The 16925-nt window shown below is 61.8% G+C and carries 13 protein-coding genes; 10 read left to right on the plus strand and 3 right to left on the minus strand.

Going from position 1 to position 16925, the window contains the following annotated elements; translation table 11 throughout:
- Positions 1-43: 43 nt before the first annotated feature.
- A complete protein-coding gene (locus ACYVNQ_RS08165; RefSeq protein WP_460901993.1) occupies positions 44-568 on the plus strand; it encodes a hypothetical protein in 525 nt (174 codons plus the stop codon).
- A 435-nt stretch (positions 569-1003) separates the two neighbouring features.
- Here the strand turns inward: ACYVNQ_RS08165 and ACYVNQ_RS08170 are convergent, their stop codons facing one another.
- Both ACYVNQ_RS08170 and ACYVNQ_RS08175 read right to left on the minus strand, forming a co-directional pair.
- Positions 1004-2722, minus strand: a complete 1719-nt coding sequence (locus ACYVNQ_RS08170) for a caspase family protein (protein ID WP_460901994.1) — start codon at positions 2720-2722, stop codon at positions 1004-1006.
- Positions 2723-3145: 423 nt separating this feature from the next.
- Entirely contained in the window at positions 3146-4249 is a 1104-nt protein-coding gene (locus ACYVNQ_RS08175; protein WP_460901995.1) for a recombinase family protein, read from the minus strand.
- Between the two features lie 89 nt (positions 4250-4338).
- Here ACYVNQ_RS08175 and ACYVNQ_RS08180 point away from each other — a divergent pair, with 89 nt between their 5' ends.
- Complete coding sequence (locus ACYVNQ_RS08180) at positions 4339-5238, plus strand: LysR family transcriptional regulator (RefSeq protein ID WP_460901996.1); 900 nt, start codon at positions 4339-4341, stop codon at positions 5236-5238.
- A 108-nt stretch (positions 5239-5346) separates the two neighbouring features.
- On the opposite strand, the gene ilvD is transcribed toward ACYVNQ_RS08180, so the two are convergent.
- The gene (gene ilvD, locus ACYVNQ_RS08185) at positions 5347-7206 is read right to left on the minus strand and encodes a dihydroxy-acid dehydratase (RefSeq protein WP_460901997.1); all 1860 of its coding nucleotides are present in this window, start codon (positions 7204-7206) and stop codon (positions 5347-5349) included.
- Positions 7207-7536: 330 nt separating this feature from the next.
- On the opposite strand from ilvD, the gene leuC reads away from it, so the two are divergent.
- From leuC to ACYVNQ_RS08225, 8 genes are all read left to right on the plus strand, one after another.
- Positions 7537-8946 (plus strand): 3-isopropylmalate dehydratase large subunit, encoded by a 1410-nt coding sequence (leuC, locus tag ACYVNQ_RS08190; RefSeq protein WP_460901998.1) that lies wholly within the window; start codon positions 7537-7539, stop codon positions 8944-8946.
- An 8-nt stretch (positions 8947-8954) separates the two neighbouring features.
- Positions 8955-9110: an entericidin A/B family lipoprotein gene (locus ACYVNQ_RS08195; protein WP_460901999.1), complete on the plus strand. Its 156-nt coding sequence runs from the start codon at positions 8955-8957 to the stop codon at positions 9108-9110.
- 95 nt (positions 9111-9205) lie between these two features.
- Positions 9206-9859: a 3-isopropylmalate dehydratase small subunit gene (gene leuD, locus ACYVNQ_RS08200; protein ID WP_460902000.1), complete on the plus strand. Its 654-nt coding sequence runs from the start codon at positions 9206-9208 to the stop codon at positions 9857-9859.
- Positions 9860-9893: 34 nt separating this feature from the next.
- The gene (leuB, locus tag ACYVNQ_RS08205; protein ID WP_460902001.1) at positions 9894-10961 is read left to right on the plus strand and encodes a 3-isopropylmalate dehydrogenase; all 1068 of its coding nucleotides are present in this window, start codon (positions 9894-9896) and stop codon (positions 10959-10961) included.
- A gap of 369 nt (positions 10962-11330) precedes the next feature.
- Positions 11331-12452, plus strand: a complete 1122-nt coding sequence (gene asd / locus ACYVNQ_RS08210) for an aspartate-semialdehyde dehydrogenase (RefSeq protein ID WP_460902002.1) — start codon at positions 11331-11333, stop codon at positions 12450-12452.
- Between the two features lie 159 nt (positions 12453-12611).
- Entirely contained in the window at positions 12612-15413 is a 2802-nt protein-coding gene (locus ACYVNQ_RS08215) for a FimV/HubP family polar landmark protein (RefSeq protein ID WP_460902003.1), read from the plus strand.
- The gene (gene truA / locus ACYVNQ_RS08220) at positions 15413-16216 is read left to right on the plus strand and encodes a tRNA pseudouridine(38-40) synthase TruA (RefSeq protein ID WP_460902004.1); all 804 of its coding nucleotides are present in this window, start codon (positions 15413-15415) and stop codon (positions 16214-16216) included. The genes ACYVNQ_RS08215 and truA overlap by 1 nt, the downstream gene beginning before the upstream one ends.
- A 2-nt stretch (positions 16217-16218) precedes the next feature.
- On the plus strand, positions 16219-16917 hold the full coding sequence (locus tag ACYVNQ_RS08225) for a phosphoribosylanthranilate isomerase (protein WP_460902164.1): 699 nt from the start codon (positions 16219-16221) through the stop codon (positions 16915-16917).
- The last annotated feature ends 8 nt before the right edge of the window (positions 16918-16925 follow it).

The raw sequence follows: 16925 nt of genomic DNA on the forward strand, positions 1-16925 counted from the left end.
GCTTGTGCTGGTCTGTCCACGATTGCGCCCACTATAAAATTTGGTGGACACCAAAGTAGCCAAACTCAATGCTCAGTTCCAGACGGTGCTGAGAACTCGCTTACACTGGAGTCGCGTCAGCGAGACAAGGACCGAACGCGCGGCGAACGGCTCGCACGCATGCAGGCCGAACTCGCAAGGCTATAGACGACAACGAAGCAAAGAGGAGACCGAGGGGCGCGAAAGCGCATTTTTTGCCGCTGCTGGTGTGTCGGTCGGCATACCCGGTTTGGCCAGGGGGAGCATCCAATGCTTAATCTGGGAAAAAACCGCTTCTGCCGTTGCTATAGTGCCGTCTCGTGTTCACTACGAGGCTCCCACGACTGCAAAGAAAAATGCCGAACGATCGTCCGTACCTGTCGAAGAGGACGATTGTCCGCGCGTCAAGATCAGTACCACCGTTCCGCCCGAGGTGCTCGAGCGCATCGATGCGTATCGCAGGCGACGCGGCGGGCTGGATCGCTCCGCGCTGATCTCACTCGCCGCCGACTGGTTCATGGACGAGCACCCCGTCAAACGCAACGACTAATGGTCGGGTGTAAGTGTCGTGAATAATCACACACAGCATCCCTCCCACACTAAGAAAGCATTTCATGCGCACTTCTACAGTCTGGAGGTGCATTATGGGCTCGCGTAACCCTCCGAATCTCGTGGACCTGGTCGATTTTGCCGAATGTCGACGAAGCAACTGTCCTTGACGGATTCGGCGAGCAATTAAATGACAAATCGACCAACTCACCGAAACGATCTTGGTCGACCGCCTGCGTATACACAGCGGCTAGAAAAAGCCCGCCGCTGCCGTGACTTTGATAGTCGAAGGTCTCGGTTGGTTGTCGGGTGCCGGACCTGCGCGGGGCGGTCACGCCCAACGCACGTTTAGTCCGCAAGTCTGGGTGTTGGAGCCGACTATATTCAGTCGTCGTCAATCCAAAGACGATCCAAAGCAGTCGACTGAAAGCCTCCGCTAAGGCGACACAAATTCGAACTCGGTTCCCTCAAACCCTTGAAGAGCAAAAAAGGAGTTCTTGTGGGTGCGAGCGACAGGTTGATATCGTGGGTAATCCGCAGCCGGAATCGCATCCATATATGTCTCAGACTCAAGATCGACGAATGCGACAGACTGATCGTAATATGTTACTGCCAAGACCTGAATCGACGGATGAAGCACTAGTTTGCTAACGGCTTTCGATGTTTCCATGTAGTCGTCGCCGATACCCTTCCAGCCTTTCTTGAATGAACGCAGGCGGTTGGAACTTAGTGGGTGCTCGCGACTTAAGGTGAGCGTATCTGACTCATCCAAAACGATCTTGACTAACGCTCCAGTAGTATTGCCAGCCCATACGACATTTGGTGATACGAATTGCAAGGCAGTAACTCGCGACTCGATGATCGAAATGATCGATCCGAGAATTTTTCTTTCGTCTTCCATCTTGAAGGAGTAGATAGAGCTTCGCTCAGATTCAGTCCTAGAGAAGGAAGCAAAACCCTCTGTCGAATTTATCCAAAAAGCGGCATTGCATTGACCATCGGGAAGCCCTTCGAGTTGTAATCGTTTGGACTTGGATGAGTCGTCAATGGACCAACACGCAATTCCTAAAGCGCCTGCGTTCGGTTCGCCATACACGGCAAATCGGTCTCCCTCCGGAGACATTGAAACGCCGAACGCTTGAGACAGATTCGAGGCCCCGACTTTCCGGAGTTCTAGGTGATGACCATTAGGCCCACCAGTGGAAACCATAGGCGGGACCATCGAATAGGCGGTTGTGCCTCGCACCGCGGCCAGCCGAAGATTCGCTTCCGCGAACGAAGCCGCGACAATGTTTCCGCAGTTTTTGATCGTCCCCACGACGCTCCATTTTTGGCCAATGAACTTGACCAATCTATTTTCGGCTAACCCATGTATCTCGCCTACTGAAAAGCCAATGAATCTTTTTGCGACGTGGCGCTGGTGCGTCGTTACAGGCGACTTATGAATACGCAGTCGGTCGGGAACAATACTCGAATAGGTCGACGCGTACACCCAAGGTATTTGAGCAGCGTTCTTGCTTCGAAGATGGGTGATCGATTTCTGCACAGCGTGAAGAAAATCACAGTTGTAATTCGCGAGTTGTCGTGCCAATTCCACTGTAAACAGGCTGCCCCGTCCGTCGTCGCCTCTGGACTTTTGTCCATCTGCCGACGCGAATGCAACAACGCAGTTTGCAGTATGTTGAAAGGCAGCGCGACGTTGTTCAAGGATGTTATGGCCAAACTTCTCTATCTCGTCTTTTCGGATTTCTGTCGCAGTACGGCATGCGTCAACAACAACAAGTTTTAGCGCTTGCGACGGTGATAGGGCATCGAGCACCTCTGATAGACGAATGACGTCGCCATAGTTAAGTGCATGATCGAGTGAAGCGAGGCTTCCGTCTCTTCCCAACAAGAATTGCTCGCCCAAGACTTCTACGCCGTGACCGGAGAAATAAAATAAGATAGTGTCTTCGGGACTTGCGGCGTCGGCCGCGACGTTCTTGAGAACATTGATCAATGGGCGTAGATCATGATCGACTTTTGACTCACAATTAAACGCCTTCCTGGACAAAGCTTGCTTCATGAGATCGACGTCGATCTTACAAAAGGCCAGCTTATCCTCGTCGCGTTTGTAGTCGGCAACGCCTGCAAGAATCGCGATTTTTTTCCCCATGACGAGACCCTATCTTTAGTTTTTTTCGTTGCACCGGAGTGGCACAGCGGCGTAATTTTCCATAGCAATTCGGTGGCGATTCTATAACGAGTGGTGACGTTTAGAATCACAATGACATTGCGACGAAACCACGTTCTCTTAATCTAAGGCATCAAAATTGCCCGCTCTGCTTCTCCATGGAAACACGTCGCGGCCTTTGTTCCATAGCGGTGTGTGATTATGCAAATCGCGTAGCGTTTGCTCGAACAGTGCCGAAGCGCGAACACTTAAAGCTGCGAACATTGAAGAATCCCTAACCGGCGCAAATCAGGCTGGCCATCACTGTAGTGTGGTTCATCCCTTCGGCAAGTTGCCGTGCATCGAGCATCGCTGGTTACTCGCTTCGCCGTGACACGAATTATCCTCTAGTCTTGCACCTCAAAGCTACGCGACTGGCGATTTGAGCATGCGTGGGCGTGGCGCCCGAGCCGGCTTTTCCCTGCCTTCGATATCCTTTAATTTGAAACGTTGCTCATCGATTCGCTCACCGCTGAGGGAGTCGATCTCGATCTCCTGGACGATTCCGCTCTTGGAGGTGAGATGCAGGCGAAGGACGTTCGGCTGGTCGGCCGCCGCTCCCTTTATGTAGACCTCGATACGATCGAACGTATCGACCACAAGCTGGCGTGCCTTCATACGCGCATCATAATCGAGCAGCCGGACGTCCTCCTTCAACGCCGCCCATGCCTCGGCGGTCGACCGTTTGCCGCGTTGGTCGACCGCGATCTCGCGCTCGAGCGTCGCCACGCGCTCGCGCTGCTGGCGCTGTTGTTCCTCCAGCGTTTCCGCCGCCCTGATGAGCGTGATAACGCTGCTGCTGCCGCTTTCTATCGCCTGCTGAACCTCTGCGAGCCGTGACTCGACTTTTGCAAGCTCGGCCCGCTGTTTGGTGAGCGCAGCGATGCGCGCGTCGGGTTTGCCTTTGGTGGCCAGTAGCCGGTCGAGGTTCATCTGGTCCGAGCAGTACTTCATGATGGCGTGCTCGACGGGTACCGCCGAACAGGACTCGCCACCTTTACACTTCACCGCAAGCCGATAGTAGCTTCCGCAACGCAGCCGTCGCGCGCCGATCCGGAACGTGCCGTCCGCCAGCCGGTTCTCTTCCTTCAGCTGATTCTGGCCAACCATCATCTGCTGGCAGTGACCACACCACAGCAGGCGTAGCCCCGTCACGACACCCGGTAGTTCGCTTTTGACCTTCCGCGTCCCGCGTTTCGACACGACGTGCTGCAACTCCTCGAACTTCTCTGCCGAGATCAACACGGCGTCGCCATAGTATCCCTCCAACACGAAGGGCTGGCCTTTGGCAGTGACCACCTTCTCACCAATGAGGGCCCGATAGGAAACCAGACGGCTCACACGGTTCGTCGGGAAGCGCCCGCCGAACTCATATCCTTCATCGCGCATGACGCGTGTAAGCGCCATCGCTCCATAACCTTCACAGTAAAGCTCGATCATGCGCCGCGTAGCATTGGCCTTGTCCGACACCAGTTCGAAGCGCTTCTCGTCCTAGTTAAACGTCACCCACTCGGGATCGGTGTGCGGGCCGCCGTGCCTCGCAGGCATGGGAGGGGTCGATGGAGCTACGCCATTTGCGGTATTTCATTGCGGTCGCCGAGACCGGCAGCCTCACCGAGGCCGCGGAGAAACGGCTGCACACGTCGCAACCGTCGCTGAGCCGGCAGATACGCGATCTGGAAGATCAGGTCGGCGTGGAACTGCTACGCCGCAGCGCGCGCGGCGTCGATCTGACCGAGGCGGGCCAGGCCTTTATCGATCACGCGCGGCTTGCGATCGCTCAGGTCGACGCCGCGGTGGCAGCGGCGCGGCGCGCGGCGCTGCCGGCCAAGCCGCGTTTCGCGCTGGGCTTTCTGACCGGGCAGGAGATGACGTGGCTGACCGACGCGATGCATCTGCTGCGCGAGGAATTGCCGAATATCGAAGTGACGGTGTCGAGCGACTACTCGACGGAGCTGGCCAGTGCGTTGGCACACGGCAAGCTCGATGTGGCCTTCATGCGCGCCGAACCCGGCTACGGCCTCGAATACAAGGCGGTGATCGAGGAGCCGCTGGTCGTGCTGATGCCGAGCGACCATCCGCTGACGGCGCGCCAGGTGGTGCGTCCTGAAGACCTTCGGCATGAGCCGTTCATTGCGATGGCGGACAAGGCCAAGGTGCTGCGGCAGCTTGTCGATGGCTATCTGGCCGGAGCGGGTGTCGAAGTCGACGTGGTGCAAAGCGTCGACAACCCGGCGATGGTGATGTCGTTGATCGCTTCGCTGCGAGGGGTGACGCTGATACCGGCTTACGTGCAGAACCTGATGCCGTGGTCGGTGGTCAGCCGGTCTTTAGCGGGCGATGTGCCGACTATCGAACTGATGGTGGGGTATAGCGCGAGCAATACGTCGCCGATCCTGAAGCTATTCCTGGCGCGCGTGGATGAACTGATCGCGAGGATTGCGAAACGTGCGGGTTGAACATACGTTGCGTACGCTGCGTACGTTGAACTCCTGAGCTTCGTGTGCAACGGGCGGTGTGTTGCATGTCGATATCAACCGGCACGCAACACACCGCCGATCAACCGATCAATCGTCCAGCAAGGACAGATCACGCACAGCGCCCTTGTCAGCGGACATCACCAGCTTCGCATAGGCCTTCAGCGCGCCGGACACCTTGCGCGGCCGCGGCTTGGCAGGCTTCCAGCCAAGCGCGTTCTGCTCTTCGCGGCGACGCGCGAGTTCTTCATCGGACACCAGCACGTCGATCGTGCGATTCGGAATGTCGATGCGGATCTTGTCGCCGTTGCGCACGAGGCCGATCGCGCCACCGGCTGCCGCCTCCGGCGAGCAATGGCCGATCGACAGGCCCGACGTGCCACCCGAGAAACGCCCATCGGTCAGCAGCGCGCAGGCTTTGCCGAGGCCTTTCGACTTGATGTAGCTGGTCGGATACAGCATCTCCTGCATGCCGGGGCCGCCGCGCGGGCCTTCGTAACGCACGATCACCACATCGCCGGCCTTGACCTTGTCGTTCAGGATGTTTTCCACTGCTTCATCCTGCGATTCGGTTACATGCGCGGTGCCTTCGAACAGGAAATTGCTTTCGTCGACACCGGCGGTCTTCACCACGCAGCCGTCGAGCGCGATATTGCCGGTCAGCACCGCAAGACCGCCTTGCTTCGAGAACGCATGTTCGTACGAGCGGATGCAGCCGTCGGCACGGTCGAGATCGAGGCTCGGCCAGCGCGTGTCCTGGCTGAACGCGATCTGCGTCGGCACGCCGGCCGGACCCGCCATGTAGAACTTGCGCACCGCTGCGTCTTCGGTGCGCACGATGTCCCATTGATCCAGCGCATCTTTCAGCGTCGGCGCGTGCACGGTGGGCGCATCGGTGTGCAGCTTGCCGGCGCGATCGAGCTCGCCGAGGATCGCCATGATGCCGCCCGCGCGATGCACGTCTTCGATGTGGTACTTGTTGGTGTTCGGCGCCACCTTACACAACTGCGGCACGGTGCGCGACAGGCGGTCGATGTCGGCCATCGTGAAGTCGATGCCGGCTTCGCGCGCAATCGCCAGCAAGTGCAGGATCGTGTTGGTCGAACCGCCCATCGCGATGTCGAGCGTCATCGCGTTTTCGAACGCGTTGAAGCCGACCGAACGCGGCAACACGCGCGCATCGTCCTGCTCGTAGTACTGGCGGGCCAGCTCGACGATGCGGCGCCCGGCGCGCTTGAACAGTTGCTCGCGGTCTGCGTGCGTGGCCACTACCGTGCCGTTACCCGGCAACGACAAGCCCAGCGCTTCAGTCAGGCAGTTCATCGAGTTGGCGGTGAACATGCCCGAGCACGAGCCGCAAGTCGGGCACGCGGAGCGTTCGACTTCGGCCACGTCGGCGTCGGAATACTTGTCGTCGGCCGCGATCACCATCGCGTCGATCAGGTCGACCTTGCGGATTTCGATCGCCTTGGTGACGGGGTTCGCCAGACGCGTCTTGCCGGCTTCCATCGGGCCGCCGGACACGAAGATCACCGGAATGTCCAGGCGCATCGCGGCCATCAGCATGCCCGGCGTGATCTTGTCGCAGTTCGAGATGCACACCATCGCGTCGGCGCAGTGCGCGTTGACCATGTACTCGACCGAATCCGCAATGATGTCGCGGCTCGGCAGCGAATACAGCATGCCGTCGTGGCCCATCGCAATGCCGTCGTCGACGGCGATCGTGTTGAATTCTTTTGCTACGCCGCCCGCCGCCTCAATCTCGCGCGCGACCAGTTGCCCGAGGTCTTTCAGGTGCACGTGGCCCGGCACGAACTGGGTGAACGAATTGACCACCGCGATGATCGGCTTCGAGAAGTCTTCGTCTTTCATGCCGGTGGCGCGCCACAGCGAGCGCGCGCCCGCCATGTTGCGGCCGGCGGTGGAGGTCTTGGAACGGTATGTGGGCATTGTGCTGGTTCGAGAAAGATTGCCGAAAGGAAGCGGGCCATCGAAGCAAGGCCCACACTTGCCCGCAGCGATGCGTGGTCGAGCCGCACGGCGGGCAAACGGCGATTATCCCATAGCCGCCTGCGGAAAGTGACGCACGCGATGCGTTGCCCGGCGTTTGCGGCCCGCTGCCGGGTAACGCCGATACAGGTACTGGAACTACCAGCTTAACCCCTTGTTTCTTATCGCTTTTCTTGAGTTTTGTGCGCAAAGCCCCAGATTTGCGTGGCATAATTGACCGACCCGCATGGCCCGTAGTTTTGCCCCGTAGTTATAACGACCCCGCATACCATGGCACAGACTCTTTACGACAAATTGTGGAACACCCACGTGGTCCACACCGAAGAAGACGGTACGACGTTGTTGTATATCGACCGCCATCTGCTGCATGAAGTCACCAGCCCGCAGGCGTTCGAAGGCCTGAAGCTGCACGAGCGCCCGGTGTGGCGCATCAGCGCGAATCTGGCGGTGTCCGATCACAACGTGCCGACCACCGACCGCAGCCACGGCATTGCCGATCCGGTGTCGAAGCTGCAGGTCGACACGCTCGACGCGAACTGCGACGCGTTCGGCATCACGCAGTTCAAGATGAACGATATGCGTCAGGGTATCGTGCACATCATCGGGCCGGAGCAGGGCGCGACGCTGCCGGGCATGACGATCGTCTGCGGCGATTCGCATACGTCTACGCACGGCGCATTCGGCGCGCTGGCGCACGGCATCGGCACCTCGGAAGTCGAGCACGTGCTGGCCACGCAGACGCTGCTGCAAAAGAAGAGCAAGAACATGCTGGTGAAGGTCGAAGGCCCGCTGCCGCGCGGTTGTACCGCGAAGGACATCGTGCTGGCGATCATCGGCAAGATCGGTACAGCGGGCGGCACCGGTTACGCGATCGAATTCGGCGGCTCGACGATGCGCGCATTGTCGATGGAAGGCCGCATGACGGTGTGCAATATGGCGATCGAAGCGGGCGCGCGCGCCGGCATGGTCGCTGTCGACGATACGACCGTCGAGTACCTGAAAGGCCGCCCGTTCTCGCCGACCGGCGTCGAGTGGGATCAGGCCGTCACGTACTGGAAGCAGTTCACGTCGGATCCGGGCGCGCACTTCGACCGCGTGGTCGAACTGAACGCGGCCGAGATCGTGCCGCAGGTCACGTGGGGCACGTCGCCGGAAATGGTCACGTCGGTCGATGGCCGCGTGCCTGATCCTGAGCGCGAAAAAGATCCGGTCAAGCGCGATGCAATCGAACGCGCGCTGCGTTACATGGCGCTCGAACCGAACCAGCCGATCGAAGCCATCCAGCCGGACAAGATCTTCATCGGTTCGTGCACCAACGCGCGTATCGAAGATCTGCGCGCGGCCGCATGGGTCGTGCGGAAACTGGGCCGCCGCGTTGCGCCGAATATCCGTCTGGCGATGGTCGTGCCGGGCTCGGGCCTGGTCAAGGCGCAAGCCGAACGCGAAGGCCTCGACAAGGTGTTCACCGACGCCGGTTTCGAATGGCGTGAGCCGGGCTGCTCGATGTGCCTCGCGATGAACTCGGATCGTCTGGAGCCGGGCGAACGTTGCGCATCGACATCGAACCGTAACTTCGAAGGCCGCCAGGGTGCGGGCGGACGCACGCACCTCGTGAGCCCCGCGATGGCTGCCGCGGCTGCCATCGAAGGGCATTTCGTCGATATTCGCAAGCTGGGATAACAGGCACCATGAAACACATCGATCACGTCGTGATACTGCGCCGCTTCGCACTGGCAACGCTGGCCGGGCTGCTGCTCGGCCTCGCCGGCTGCAACACGGTGAACGGCTTCGGTGAAGACCTGCAGCATCTCGGTGGGTCGATCAGCAACAAGGCTTCCAAGTAAGCGGATCCCGAATCGCCGCCGGCGCAACTGCTTTCACGTGCGTTTTGCGAAACGCGCGGGGCGTGCGCCGCGGCCTTGAACAGGCATAGAGCGTCATGGATAAATTCACCGTACATACCGGCCTCGTCGCGCCGCTCGACCGCGAAAACGTCGACACCGATGCGATCATCCCGAAGCAGTTCCTGAAGTCGATCAAGCGCACCGGCTTCGGCCCGAACGCATTCGACGAGTGGCGTTACCTCGATCACGGCGAACCGGGCAAGGACAACTCGAAGCGTCCGCTGAATCCGGACTTCGTGTTGAACCAGCAGCGTTATCAAGGTGCATCAGTGCTGCTCGCGCGCCAGAACTTCGGCTGCGGCAGCTCGCGCGAGCACGCGCCGTGGGCGCTGCAGCAGTACGGCTTTCGCGCGATCATCGCGCCGAGCTTCGCAGATATTTTCTATAACAACTGCTTCAAGAACGGCCTGCTGCCGGTCGTGTTGACCGAACAGCAGGTCGATCATCTGTTCAACGAGACCAACGCGTTCGTCGGCTTCAATCTGATCATCGATCTGGACAAGCAGGTCGTGCGCACGACCGACGGCAGCGCCGAGTATCCGTTCGAAGTGGACGCGTTCCGCAAGTACTGCCTGCTGAACGGCTTCGACGATATCGCCCTCACGCTGCGCCAGTCGGACCTCATTCGTCAGTACGAAGCAGAGCGGCTCACGAAGCAGCCGTGGTTGAACAACCGGCTGGTGCGTTAAGCGCCGCTTTCGGAACAATCCACAAGGAATCCGCATGAAGATTGCTGTATTGCCCGGCGACGGGATCGGCCCGGAGATCGTCAAGGAAGCCGTCAAGGTTCTGCACAAGCTTGGCGAAAAATTCGAACTCGAAGAAGCGCCGGTGGGTGGCGCGGGCTACGAAGCATCGGGCCATCCGCTGCCGGACGCGACGCTGAAGCTCGCGAAGGAAGCCGATGCGATCCTGTTCGGCGCGGTCGGCGACTGGAAGTACGACAAGCTCGAGCGCGCGCTGCGCCCGGAGCAGGCAATTCTCGGCCTGCGCAAGCATCTGCAGCTGTTCGCGAACTTCCGTCCGGCGATCTGCTATCCGCAGCTGACGGGTGCTTCGTCGCTGAAGCCGGAAATCGTTTCGGGTCTCGACATCCTGATCGTGCGCGAGTTGAACGGCGACATTTATTTCGGCGCGCCGCGCGGCCTGCGCGACGCACCGGACGGCCCGTTCGCGGGCGCAAAGGAAGGCTTCGACACGATGCGTTATTCGGAGCCGGAAGTGCGCCGCATCGCACACGTCGCGTTCCAGGCAGCGCAAAAGCGCGGCAAGAAGCTGTGCTCGGTCGACAAGTCGAACGTGCTCGAAACGTCGCAGTTCTGGCGCGACGTGATGATCGACGTCGCGAAGGAATACACGGACGTCGAGCTGTCGCACATGTATGTCGACAACGCAGCGATGCAGCTCGTGAAGGCGCCGAAGGCGTTTGACGTGGTCGTCACCGGCAACATGTTCGGCGACATCCTGTCCGACGAAGCGGCGATGCTGACCGGTTCGATCGGCATGCTGCCGTCGGCGTCGCTCGACAAGAGCAACAAGGGCTTGTACGAGCCGTCGCACGGTTCGGCGCCGGATATCGCGGGCAAGGGCGTGGCCAATCCGCTCGCAACCATCCTGTCGGCAGCGATGATGCTGCGCTATTCGCTGAACAAGGCGGATCAGGCCGAGCGCATCGAGAACGCGGTGAAGCAGGTGCTCGAGCAGGGCTACCGCACCGGCGACATCCTGACGCCGGGTTGCCAGCAGGTCGGCACCGCGGCAATGGGTGACGCGGTGGTCGCAGCCCTTTGATGCAAAGCTGAACGAAGCCGGCGCTGAGCCGGCTTTTTTTCAGCCCTGGTTTTTTGCTTACGGTTTTATAACGTGCTGCATGAATGGGCCGCGTTTGCCGCCATTTTCATGCGCAAAACGTGCCGGGCAACGTGCCCGCATAGGGTTTTCGTGTATATTCACGGGATGGCGCAGATTCCTCAAATCGTTACGGTTTCGAGCAAGCACGGCACAACGGCCCGTGCGATCGAACTCGCCATTACCGCCATTAAAACGATTACCCCGAAAACGATCACGAAGCGCTGATCGTCCGCCGTGCCCGCCCGTCTTCCCCGCGCGGTCACGCCGGGTAAAGTTGCGGGGAAGCGTCCTTTCCAAGGGTATCAAGTCATGAACGTAGGTCTCGTAGGTTGGCGCGGCATGGTCGGCAGCGTCCTGATGCAACGTATGCAACAGGAAGGCGATTTCGATCTGATCGAACCGGTGTTCTTCAGCACCAGCAACGCGGGCGGCAAAGCGCCGTCGTTTGCGAAAAACGAGACCACACTCAAAGACGCCAATAGCATCGACGACCTGAAGAAGTGCGATGCGATCATCTCCTGCCAGGGCGGCGACTACACCAACGAAATCTTCCCGAAGCTGCGCGCGGCCGGCTGGAGCGGCTACTGGATCGATGCGGCATCGTCGCTGCGCATGAAGGACGACGCGGTGATCGTGCTCGATCCGGTCAACCTCGATGTCATCAAGAACGCGCTGGTGAAGGGGCAGAAAAACTTTATCGGCGGCAACTGCACGGTCAGCCTGATGCTGATGGCGCTGGGCGGCCTGTTCCGCGAAAACCTGATCGACTGGATGACGGCGATGACGTATCAGGCCGCATCGGGCGCGGGTGCGCAGAACATGCGCGAACTGCTGTCGCAGATGGGCACGCTGCACGGTGCGGTGCAAGCCGATCTGGCGAATCCGGCTTCGGCAATTCTCGACATCGACCGCAAGGTGCTCGCCACGATGAATGGCGACGGCATGCCAACTGAGCATTTCGGCGTGCCGCTCGCGGGCTCGCTGATTCCGTGGATCGACAAGGATCTCGGCAACGGCATGTCGAAGGAAGAGTGGAAGGGCGGCGCCGAATCGAACAAGATTCTCGGCAAGCCGGCGATGGGCGAGCCGGGCTCGATTCCGGTAGATGGCCTGTGTGTGCGCATCGGCGCGATGCGCTGCCACTCGCAGGCGCTGACCATCAAGCTGAAGAAGGACGTGCCGCTCGACGAAGTGAACGAGATTCTCGCGTCGGCAAACGACTGGGTGAAGGTCGTGCCGAACGAGCGCGAAGCGTCGATCCGCGATCTGTCGCCGGCGGTGGTTACCGGTACGCTGACGGTGCCGGTCGGCCGGGTGCGCAAGCTGGCGATGGGCGGCGAGTATCTGTCGGCGTTCACGGTTGGCGACCAGTTGTTGTGGGGTGCCGCCGAACCGCTGCGCCGCATGCTGCGCATTCTGCTCGACAAGTAAAGTAAACTACGCGCTTCCGACGCGTATTAATCGAAGCGTAATCCAAAGGCGTCGCGGTTCTCGCGGCGCTTTTTTCATTGTGTGTTCCCAATCTTGTCTTCGTTCATCGCCAACAGGCATCGCAAACAAAAACTGCGCAATGGCGCGCTAAAGGATCCGATGATCGTCCGACTGTCGATGCTGTCAGCCGCAACGTCAGCCGCAACAGGTGAGCGCGTGCAGCTGCGCGCAATGGTGGTGGCTGCGGCACTGCTGGTGTCGGCGGGGCCGTGCGTCGCGCAGGGTGCGGCGGCGAGTGGCGCTGGCACAGCGGCGTCTAGTGCCGCTGCGGTGAGCGGCGCGAGTGGTGCCAGCGGTGCTAGTGGTGCCAGTGGTGCGGCTAGCCAGGTGACCGTCAAGCCCGGGCAATCGCTGAACGACATCGCGGTTGCAGTCACGCAATCGCACGAGAAGGCCGTGCTCGCGCGGGCGGCGCGTGCGCTGTTCGAGGCGAATCCCGGCGCGTTTATGCGCAACGATCCAAGCTTGCTGAGGCTGGGTGCGACGTTGAACGTGCCGCAACTCGATTCGACCGGCGCGGTGGTTGGGGCCGCGACGGCGGGTGGCGCTTCTGCGCCGAACGGCAGTGCGGCTGCGCCGGCAAGTGGTGCAGCCGTAGCGGGCGCGGCGGCTTCCGCTGGCGGTGTGGGCGGCGCACCGGCTGCTGTTGCGCCTGCTTCGGGGACTGGCGCGGGGGCAGCGCACGGTCCGACAGCAGCTGTGGGTGCAACTGCTCCGGCTTCCGCGGCCGCGACGTCCGCGAGTGCGCCTGGCGGTGCAGCGGCGCAGGCAGGTTCGGCTGCCGCTGCGGCAACTGCTGTGGCAACGTCAGCAACAACGGCTTCAGCGCCGGTGAGCGCAGCGGCCAGCGCACCTTTAGCGGCCTCTGCGGCGAATGCCGCGGCAAGTTCGGCTCAGTCCGCGAATCCGGCTGCGGCGGGAGCGTCTGCTGCGCAGGCCGCGGGCGCTAGCGCTAGTGCCACCGCCGCGCAAAACGCTGCGGCGAGCGGCGAGCACGTGTGGACCGGCTCGATTCAGGCGACGCCAGCGGCGGGCGGCAGCGCGGCCGCGGCTAACGGATCGGCAAGCGCGGCTGGCGCGGCGCCGGCAGCATCGCAACCGCGTGCACAGGTTTCCAGCCTGCAGCAACTGCTCGCGTTGAAAAACCGCGTGCTGATGGAATTGCAGAAGCACGGTATCGGCGGCAAGCCGCCGGCTGCGCCGCAAGCGACGAGTGGGGCTGCGGCAGCGGGTGGTCAGGCGGCGGTGCCGCCGTCGGGCGTGTCGGGTCCGACGGGGGCATCGGCAGCTGCGACGAATCGCGCACCGGCGCCGACGGCGGCGCAGGGCGTCGCTGCATCGTCTTCGATGCCGAAGGAAGGGTATGTCGGCGTGGCGGCGCTGATCGGCGCTGTGCTCGCGGCCGTGGTCGCTGGCTTTGCGATGCGGCGCCGCAAGCAGGCTGCTGCGGCGGATGATGCAGCGCGCGCTGCGACCCAAGAAGATGCGCCCGTCGCGCCGCCGCACAGCGGGCAGGCTGCAACGAGTGCGTATGGCGAGATGGCGCGCGATGACGACACCGACCCGCACGCGCGGGATCGGTCGGCATCCGGCGAAGTAAGCCAAAAGCCCACGGCAGCACCCGATTCGCCAGCAGGCGAACAGGACGTGACATTTGGGCAGGCGGCTTCCGCGCACCGGACGGTTGAGATGCCGCTGGCAGGGGCATCGGTTGTCGGCCAGGCAGCGGCTGCTGCGGCGGCTGCCGGCCTCGGCGCGGCCGCGATCGGCGCGCGCGACCCGGACGCCGCAACTGCACACGTCGGTCAGCCCAAAACGCCACAAGAAGATCGCAACGACGACGCGGACGCACAGACACAGCACGCGTACCACGAGCCGGATTTGCAGGCTCCAGCGGCGGACGCCACGGACGAAGCACGCGCTACGACGCCGTCACGAGACAGCGGCCCGGAACTGCACGAACCGCCGGAAGCTGCGCATCCTGCCGCTGCGACTCCCGCACACGAAGTGCCGGACTTGACCTTGGATCTACCTCACGTCGCTGCGGCGTCGGCGCCGCAGCAACCGTTCGCAGAAGAAGCAGAAGAGGAAGAACCGACAGTCGATGACGAACGCGCGGAGTTGCCGTCGTTGGCTGAAGAGTCGCCGCAAATCCTCGAAGACGAAGCACGGTCACACGCTCATCCGGCACCGCCGTCGACCGCAGCGACCGAGACACCGCTCTTGGCAGATCACCCGGACGCGTGGGCAGATGCAGACCTGCAACCGTCAACGTCAGTCCATCCGCCTGCCAGCACCACAGCCGCTGCCGCGCCATCGCACGAAGACATAGCCGAAGCCTCCACCACGCCCGACGTACCGCACCCGGAGCGAACCGAAGCCGACACAACCCCCAACGCTCCGCTGCCCTTCCCACGCGCCGCGCTCGATGCACTGAACAGCCTCGACATGACGCTGCCGCCGCGCGCCGAAGCCGCGCCAGGCACGCCGATCACGCCACCGGCCTCACTCAGCACGCAGCCGGTAGTCGAACCCGAAATCACCGCACGGCAAGCGATACCGCAGCACGAACCGCAAGCGCCGCGCGTCGGCGATGAAATCGAGGCCGGCACCGCCGGCGCCGGTGCGATCGCCGGCATGGGCGCCGCGAACTACGGTCCGCTGAAGCTCGATTTCGACCTCGAACTGCCGTCCGGCGCCGCTGCCGAGCCGTTGCCGACTTTCACGCCGGAAGAGCTCGCACGTATCGCACGCAACAAGCTCGATCTGGCCGCCGAATATATCCAGCTCGGCGATGTGGCCGGCGCGCGCACGCTGATCAACGAAGTGATCGAATCGAATGACGCGGCCACGCGCAACGACGCCCGCGCGTTGCTGTCGACGCTCGCGCCGCTTTCGTAATGCGCATCGCACTCGGTCTGCAGTACGACGGGACGGCGTTTTGCGGCTGGCAGTCGCAGCCGCACGGCAAAACGGTGCAGGACGAACTGGAGCGCGCGCTGCGTGAATTCGCGCAGACGCCGCTGCAGACGGTGGTAGCAGGCCGCACCGATACTGGCGTGCATGGCTTGGGCCAGGTGGTCCACTTCGACACGGAACTCGAGCGCACCGATTTTTCATGGGTGCGCGGCACTAACGCGTTCTTGCCGTCGACGGTCGCGGTGCAATGGGCCAAGCCGATGCCCGACACGTTTCACGCGCGCTTCTCCGCGTTCGAGCGGACCTACTACTACGCGCTGTACGTGCACCCGGTGCGTTCGCCGATGCTGTCGGGCCGCGCGGGCTGGGTGCACACCCCGCTCGACGTCGACGCGATGCGCGCCGCGGCCGCCTGCCTGATCGGCGAGCACGATTTTTCTGCGTTCCGCTCGTCGGATTGCCAGGCGAAAACGCCGGTCAAGCATCTGCATCAGATCGACGTGCGCACGCAAGGCGACTTTATCCACCTGCGGTTTCGCGCCAATGCGTTCTTGCACCACATGGTTCGCAATCTGATGGGTTGCCTCGTGGCGATCGGCCGCGGGCGTTATCCTGTCGACTGGCTCGCCGAGGTGCTGGCGAGCCGCGAGCGCAACCGCGCTGCGCCGACCTTCATGCCCGATGGCCTCTATCTCGCGAAGGTGGGTTATCCGGCCGAATTTGCGGTGCCTGCCGCGCAGACCGGCAGCGTGCCGTGGAGCAGCGTCTGGAACGACGAATCCTGATCATGAACACAACCTCGAACCAGCCGGCGGAAGCCGGCAACACCCTAGCGCGCCGCACCCGCATCAAGTTGTGTGGCCTGTCGAAACCGTCCGACGTGGAATGCGCGGTCGACCTCGGCGCCGACGCGATCGGCCTGGTGTTCTATCCGCCGAGCCCGCGCGCGCTGAGCGTCGCGCAAGCGGTCGAACTGACCCGCGACGTGCCGCCGTTCGTTTCGGTGGTCGGGCTGTTCGTCAACGCGACGCCGGACTGGATGCGTGAGGTGGCCAGCAACGTATCGCTCACGCTGCTGCAGTTCCATGGCGACGAGACGCCGGAGCAGTGCGAAGCGCTCGCCGGCATCGCGGGTTTGTCATGGTTGCGGGCGTTGCGCGTGCAAGCCGATACTAATCCGGCCGATTTGTTAGAATCGGCGCTTAACTATTCGGCTGCCAGTGGCTTTCTATTCGACACCCATGTCGAAGGCTATGGCGGCGGCGGGAAGGTTTTCGATTGGTCACTTATTCCAGCAGAGCTCGCGCGTCGGGCCGTTTTGAGTGGTGGGTTGAACGCGCAAAACGTCAGTGACGCCATACGTCGCGTGCGCCCGTACGCGGTCGATGTCTCAAGCGGCATCGAAGTACCGGGCGCGAAGGGCGTGAAGGATCACGCCCGGATGGCGGCGTTCGTGCGCGCAGTGCGAGAAGCGGACGCTGGATGATTCAGACG

Source organism: Paraburkholderia jirisanensis (assembly GCF_054782355.1).